General features: G+C 57.1%; 6 protein-coding genes and 1 pseudogene. 2 read left to right on the top strand and 5 right to left on the bottom strand.

Annotation, left to right across the window (positions count from 1 at the left end; all coding sequences use genetic code 11):
• Positions 1-183: 183 nt before the first annotated feature.
• From AWB78_RS33800 to AWB78_RS33810, 3 genes are read right to left on the bottom strand one after another with little or no spacing between them, the layout of a single operon-like run.
• Positions 184-1,347 carry a M24 family metallopeptidase gene (locus AWB78_RS33800; protein ID WP_062610975.1) on the bottom strand — a complete coding sequence of 388 codons (1,164 nt, stop codon included), beginning with the start codon at positions 1,345-1,347 and terminating at the stop codon, positions 184-186.
• A gap of 33 nt (positions 1,348-1,380) precedes the next feature.
• The gene (locus AWB78_RS33805; protein WP_062610976.1) at positions 1,381-2,931 is read right to left on the bottom strand and encodes an amino acid ABC transporter permease/ATP-binding protein; all 1,551 of its coding nucleotides are present in this window, start codon (positions 2,929-2,931) and stop codon (positions 1,381-1,383) included.
• 56 nt (positions 2,932-2,987) lie between these two features.
• Positions 2,988-3,824, bottom strand: coding sequence for a transporter substrate-binding domain-containing protein (locus AWB78_RS33810; RefSeq protein ID WP_062610977.1), 837 nt, complete (start codon positions 3,822-3,824; stop codon positions 2,988-2,990).
• Positions 3,825-4,045: 221 nt separating this feature from the next.
• Here AWB78_RS33810 and AWB78_RS33815 point away from each other — a divergent pair, with 221 nt between their 5' ends.
• Positions 4,046-4,528 (top strand): Lrp/AsnC family transcriptional regulator, encoded by a 483-nt coding sequence (locus tag AWB78_RS33815; protein WP_062610978.1) that lies wholly within the window; start codon positions 4,046-4,048, stop codon positions 4,526-4,528.
• Between the two features lie 2 nt (positions 4,529-4,530).
• Complete coding sequence (locus AWB78_RS33820) at positions 4,531-4,755, top strand: hypothetical protein (protein ID WP_062610979.1); 225 nt, start codon at positions 4,531-4,533, stop codon at positions 4,753-4,755.
• 443 nt (positions 4,756-5,198) lie between these two features.
• On the opposite strand, the pseudogene AWB78_RS33825 reads toward AWB78_RS33820, so the two are convergent.
• Positions 5,199-5,809 (bottom strand): annotated as a pseudogene (locus AWB78_RS33825) (IS6 family transposase); the annotation flags it as partial.
• 2 nt (positions 5,810-5,811) lie between these two features.
• A partial coding sequence (locus AWB78_RS48685; protein WP_157697702.1) for a hypothetical protein occupies positions 5,812-6,000 on the bottom strand: 189 nt, incomplete at its 5' end.

A 6,000-nucleotide genomic window follows, 5' to 3' on the forward strand; every position in this document is an offset into this window, starting at 1 on the left:
ATTGCAGAAGCACCCTTATTAGTTCTCTATTAGATGGCCGATTGCGAGAAATATTCTCGCGCTACTTCGGTTCGCAATCCTGGGATATCGGGCCTGGAAAACAAACCATCGCGTTGAAGAGCGTTGTCTGTGAGGAAACGCGCTCGATGGCGCGGCAACGCATGCCACCGAGGCCTTGTTTAATTAGTCGATCCGCCACATTTCGCGGGGCGCTCGAACCGTGAGCAAGTCAGGAAAGCCGTCCTCGGTGATTGCAATGTTCTCTTCATGAACAATGAGCTTGCCGGGCGCGTATTCCATGCCGGGTTCGATCGTGATGACCATGCCCGGCTTCAGGACTGCTTCGTCCGCTTCGCAATGAGAAGGTGGCTCTGTTAGCTGAAGTCCAAGGCCGTGGCCGAGTCGACCGGCGTTGTTCCCCCGCATCCCGGCCTCGTGCAACACGGCCATCATTGTTTTCCAAAGATCACTGACCTTCAGCCCGGGTCGGGCGGCGGCGATGCCGGCCTCTGTTGCACGCCATACCGCGTCCTGAGCGCGGAGTGCTGCGTCGGAAACGCGGCCAACCGCGTAGTTGCGATCAAAGTCACAGAAGTAACCGTCGACCGTCGCGCCGACGTCCATGATCAAAACATCGCCATCGCGAATTGCTTTACTGGACCCGCGAGCGATAATCTGATCGTAACCGCCTTCACCCGATGCACATGCTACATACGGGACCGTGTGCGCTCCGCCTCGCAATACGTCGATAGTCAAGTCCCGGCAGACTTCCGCCTCGGTCATTCCCGTTTTTGCATAGCTCGGCACAACTTCAAAAGCGCGACTGACTATCCCTGCAGCGGCGCGAATTTTCTCGATCTCCGCCTGGGACTTGATGTTACGAACGTTCCAGATACAGGGCGAGCCATCGACGACTTCAACGCCAGAAAGCAACTCGCGCACGCGCATGAAGTCGAGTACCGGCATCCGCAGTGCGGATTCACGTCCCAGTTCGAAGCCGATTCGGCCAAACCGTCGAGATACCGACTGCAATACGGACGCCAGCAAGGTCACGCCCTCGTCTTCGGGGCGAGGCGACGGCCACGACTGGATGCTTCCCACAAAGCACTGACGAACCGCGACTTCAGCGATCGCCGGAATGACTGCCAAGGACACCCCAGACGCCGGGATGACGAGAAACCACGGTCGGGCAGGACTTTCCCAGAACTGGCTATCGAGGCCAGTGAAATACCGGAAATTCGAGGGCGCAGTGAGTACCAGAGCATCGAGTTCACTCGACCGCATAGCAGCCTGCACTCGCTGGATGCGATCTTCGAACTCACTGATTGAAAAGGGTAAATTATTCATGGAGTCAATTCGTTTTGAATTGCAGGAAGATGGTCAGGCGGTCGCGCTTTGCACAACTGGATCAACCGGATCAACGCGGTATCCCTTCAGGAACCGGCCGACTCGCGAATCTCGCGGCATCTCTCGATACCCGGACGGTGGCAGATCGTGGGCGACAAGTCCACCTTCCATGAACAGCACGCGATCCGAAACCTTCATGGCGAAGTCGATTTCGTGCGTCACGATAATCATCGTCATGCCCTCGCTTGCGAGATCTTCGATGACGCGCAGCACTTCGCCGACCAACTCGGGATCGAGCGCCGAAGTCGGTTCATCGAACAAGACAATCGACGGCTCCATTGCGAGTGCTCGGGCGATGGCTACACGTTGCTGCTGACCACCGGAAAGCTGATGCGGATACTTATTCGCATGTGCAGCCATCCCGACCTTATGCAATAACCGCATGCCGTGCCGGTCAAGCTCTTCACCTTTGAGCTTGGAGTGATACTGCGGGGCAAGCGTGACATTCTCCAAGACCGTGCGGTGCGGGAAGAGGTTGAAGCTCTGGAAGACCATGCCGATATGCAAAATTCCGTCGTGGAAGTGTGCTCGTGCCTTGCGAGTAGCCGCGTGCTCCTTCGTGGTCAGGAATGGTTTGCTGTTCAGCTCAACGTTGCCATCATCGATAATCTCAAGACCGTTCAAGGTGCGAATGAGCGACGTCTTACCCGAGCCTGAAGGACCGATGATCGAGACGACTTCCCCGCTCATAACCTTAAGGTCGATGCCCCTGAGGACATGATGGCTGCCATAGCGCTTATGCACGTTATGCGCTTCGATGGCAGGCGTTGCTTTCCGTGCCTCGCTTGCTACCTGGATCGGAATGACTTTTTCGTTCGCCACCAGTTGGCCGTTGTGGACGTCACCGCTGCGACGCGTGAAGTCGATGTGCTTTTCGAGCCAGCCAAGCAGGTAGCCGAACACGGTGACAATCACAACGTAGTAGACGGCGACCGCGAGCATCGTCTCCAAAACCTTGAAGTTCTGGGTGTAGAGGCGTTCGCCGACGAGCAGGATTTCCTCGAGCGAGATGACCGATACAAGCGAAGTCAACTTTACGATGCTGATGTATTCGTTCACCAGTGCCGGCAAGGCAACGCGGAAAGCCTGCGGAAGAACAACGAGGCGCTGCAGGCCGAAGTAGCCGATACCGAGTGCCCGTCCTGCCTCCAGTTGCCCTCGGGCGACTCCCGAAAGCCCCCCTCGGTGGATCTCGGCGATATACGCAGTCTCGCTTAACGTCAGGGCGATAAGACCCGCCCAGAATGGGTTCGACGAGAACGATCCTGTCCACGGAAACATCTGCGGGAGGTTGTAGACGAAGATCAGCAGCACCAGCAGCGGAAGGCTGCGGAAAAACCAGACGTACCCGCGGCAGAACAGTTGGACTGGTCGCCATATCGATTGCTTCCCGAGCGCCAGCAAGAACCCGGCTACGATGCTGATTAGCCACGAAGCCAAGCTCAGTTTGATGACAAGCAACGCGGCGTTCCAGAAATCCGCGTACGTGAGAAGCGAGAGGGCATAGCGCCAGTCGAAAACCATTTCCGTCTCCTACCTATAAGAACTAGTGTTTGCTCTGCAGTACAACCAGACGCTAATTACTGAGCAGCACCTGTCGCCTTTGCAACGGCTTCCGCAGTCGGTTCCGTGAGGTGGTACTTTTTCAAGAGCGATTGGTATTGGCCCTTCGCTTTCATCTGAGTGATTGCACTCTGGATGTCCGTCTTCAGTTCGGTATTGCCCTTCTTCAACGCGATGCCACAGACCACTGGATCGAGCAGGCCGGATGTAATGTGCAGTCGTCCGCTAGAACGCTCGACGATCATGCCGGCGATTGCAATGTCCTCGTATTGCGCGTCGATAGCGCCCGAGAGGACGGCTTGAGCGGTCTCGACGGAGGTGTCGTACTCACGCACCTGCACCGCCGGTTTGCCCGCAGCGACGCATTCTTTATTGGAGGACTCGTTGATGGTCTTGATCCATGACGCGCCCTTGATCGAGCCAATCTTCTTTCCGCACAAATCGCCGATCGTCTTGGGTTTCAGGCTGCCGGATGCGCTCGCCATCAGCGAACCGCCAGTCATGAAGTAGGGAACGAAATCAACGACCTTGGTGCGTTCAGGCGTCACGTAGAGTGCCGACGCAACAACGTCATAGCGACCGCCCGTTACCCCGAGGATGAGATTGGCGAATCGGGTATCGACAAACCTGGTTGCCGCCTTCATGTTGGTTGCCACCGCGCCCAGAAATTCAGGATCGAAGCCGACCGCTTTGCCGCTTTCCAGATACGTGTAAGGAGGCAGGGTTTGATCGCTGCCGACCGCAAGCACGCCGGGCGTCAACGTCGCCGCAGCGTTTGCGGCGGTACAAGCGAAGGCACAGACAGCGGACACCGCCGCCAGTGAGAGCTTGCTCTTCAACGACTGATTCTGCATTTGGAACTCCAAGGTGTGTCCCGGTGAGGGCGGCGTTCAGATCGACGCCAGTTCTGCAAGCATCGCCCGGTGGGCGGTTGGCTATTGGGTCGCGTTGGATCAGGAGCACCGCTTGTCGGACCTGCCGAGCGGCAACTGTGATATAACGCTTGAAGGAAAGTTTATTTCGATCCCGGCTTTAAATTTTATTTTTCTTGCCCATTCAAACGAGAAAATTTCTCATGGCTACAACGAAAAAGGCCGTGGAACTCGATGACTTCGATCTTCGAATCCTCGCGATCGTGCAGCAGAACAATCAGACTCCCCATCGCGAGATTGGTGAGCAAATAGGCCTCTCGGTGCCGTCCATAGCGCGTCGGCTTCAAAGGCTCAGGAGCGCCGGCGCGATCGCCGACGATTGCAGCATTCTCAATCCTGACGCCCTCGGAACACGTGTCACCGTAATCGCTCACGTGTTAGCGGAGAACGAAGCTGTCGAGCTGCTTGACGAAATGAAGGCGAGGTTCGAAGCATGTGAGCAAGTCCAGCAGTGCTATTACGTGACCGGCGACTACGATTTCATCCTGATTTTTTGCACGCGTGACATGGCCGAGTACACAGCACTGACTAGGACGCTTTTTTTCACCGAGGGGAACGTTCGCAGCTTTCGGACCTTCGTAGCCATGGAGCGTGTCAAGGTCACGCTCAATGTGCCGATAGGGTAGCAATGAGAACCGGTGATTGCCGACGCTCCAAGCCGGGCTCCGGGGTGAGCTGTAGCACTTCTCACACTGGAAAGACCCGTCACCTGGAGGTCATCGAGGCCTTCAAGGAAGAAGATCCCAAGAAGGCGTCCGCAGCGATTCGTGCGGATATCGCGGAGGCGGCAGAGCAGATTCGCGAAGCGATCGCATCTCAGACCGTTGGTGAAGTGGAAAGTATCGCTTCCTGAGGTGCGGTTTTCCTTGCTTGAACGATGCGGTAGCGCTTCAAGGCTTACCGTTGTGCCGGACGATCAGGCGCTCTGCAACGCGCAATCCCTCAGATCGCATGATTGGGAGGATGCATGTTCGCCAGATGGAAAGTCGTACTCTCAGGCTCTCTGAGCTCGCCTTGAATGGCGCTGCGATCCATGCGCGTCGTCCGCTGGAACGCTGGTTCTCTATGGTCGAAGAAGATCGGAAGGCGAACGGACTGGGTCAACGAAGACTGAATACATCAGAAACATATCGCCGTTTCTGACATTCCGATCTGGCACCCCTTGACGCAACGTTCCGTTTGCTCCAGCCACCGACCTTTTCCTGCCGACGGGTTTCGCATGAAAAGCACTGATCTCTCGCGGTCCTGGTGCAAATAGGTAAGCGGGTTGAGAAGTTTTCTATAGGAAAGGATAACTTATCGAGCAGACAGGACCGCATTCCATATGGCTGGCACAGCGGCATCCTTGAGGCCGAGCTTCGCAAGATCGAACTGGCCCTTGCGAGTGCGATGCGTCAACTCGATGCCTGAAATCGCGGTCGCGGCGCTCCTGAGCCGTTTGAATCCAAGCATCACGTTCGTTCTGGATTTGGTATGGCGGTGGTCCTGCTCGACCAGGTTATTCAGATATTTTGCGGACCGGACCTTCGTGTCTTCAGGCAGCATGCCATCGGCCTTCATCTCGCGCACCACGCGGTGCGAAGCGGCGTAGCCATCGAGCGTGATGGTCTCCGGCGACTGTCCCTGATGCCTGATGGCCTTGCTGAAAAAAGCTTTGGCCGCAGCCACGTCGCGCCGCGCCCTGAGCATGAAGTCCACCGTCTGGCCGGTCCGATCCAGCGCCCGGTACAGGTAGGTCTCGTCGACACGCCACGAGCGACCCGCAGGCGTAGCGAAGCGGTTCCAGCGTTTGACGAACTCGGGGGTATAACGCCTCACCCAGCGCAGGATTGTCGTGTGAGCCAGCGACAATCCCGTTCGGCCATCATCTCGACCGGATCGCGCAGGCTGAGCTTGTAGCGCAGGTACCTCAATGCGGGTCATCAGTTCGTTTTGCTCCGACAACTCTAACCGATTCGCCGGCGCTATTTGCACCAGAGCCGGTGCCGCTGCTGCCACCCGGAGGCGTATCGCCCGACGGCGGCGGCATGTTCTTCGGCGGACGCGGCGGACGATCCGACATGATGTCGCCTATCTGGTCCGCGTCGATGGTTTCCCA

Origin of the sequence: Caballeronia calidae (assembly GCF_900044055.2) — a bacterium.
GTDB lineage: Bacteria > Pseudomonadota > Gammaproteobacteria > Burkholderiales > Burkholderiaceae > Caballeronia > Caballeronia calidae.

Coding starts and splice junctions, on each gene's coding strand:
- AWB78_RS33800 (WP_062610975.1), bottom strand. CDS start 1,347: ATGAATAATTTACCCTTTTCAATCAGTGAGTTCGAAGATCGCATCCAG.
- AWB78_RS33805 (WP_062610976.1), bottom strand. CDS start 2,931: ATGGTTTTCGACTGGCGCTATGCCCTCTCGCTTCTCACGTACGCGGAT.
- AWB78_RS33810 (WP_062610977.1), bottom strand. CDS start 3,824: ATGCAGAATCAGTCGTTGAAGAGCAAGCTCTCACTGGCGGCGGTGTCC.
- AWB78_RS33815 (WP_062610978.1), top strand. CDS start 4,046: ATGGCTACAACGAAAAAGGCCGTGGAACTCGATGACTTCGATCTTCGA.
- AWB78_RS33820 (WP_062610979.1), top strand. CDS start 4,531: ATGAGAACCGGTGATTGCCGACGCTCCAAGCCGGGCTCCGGGGTGAGC.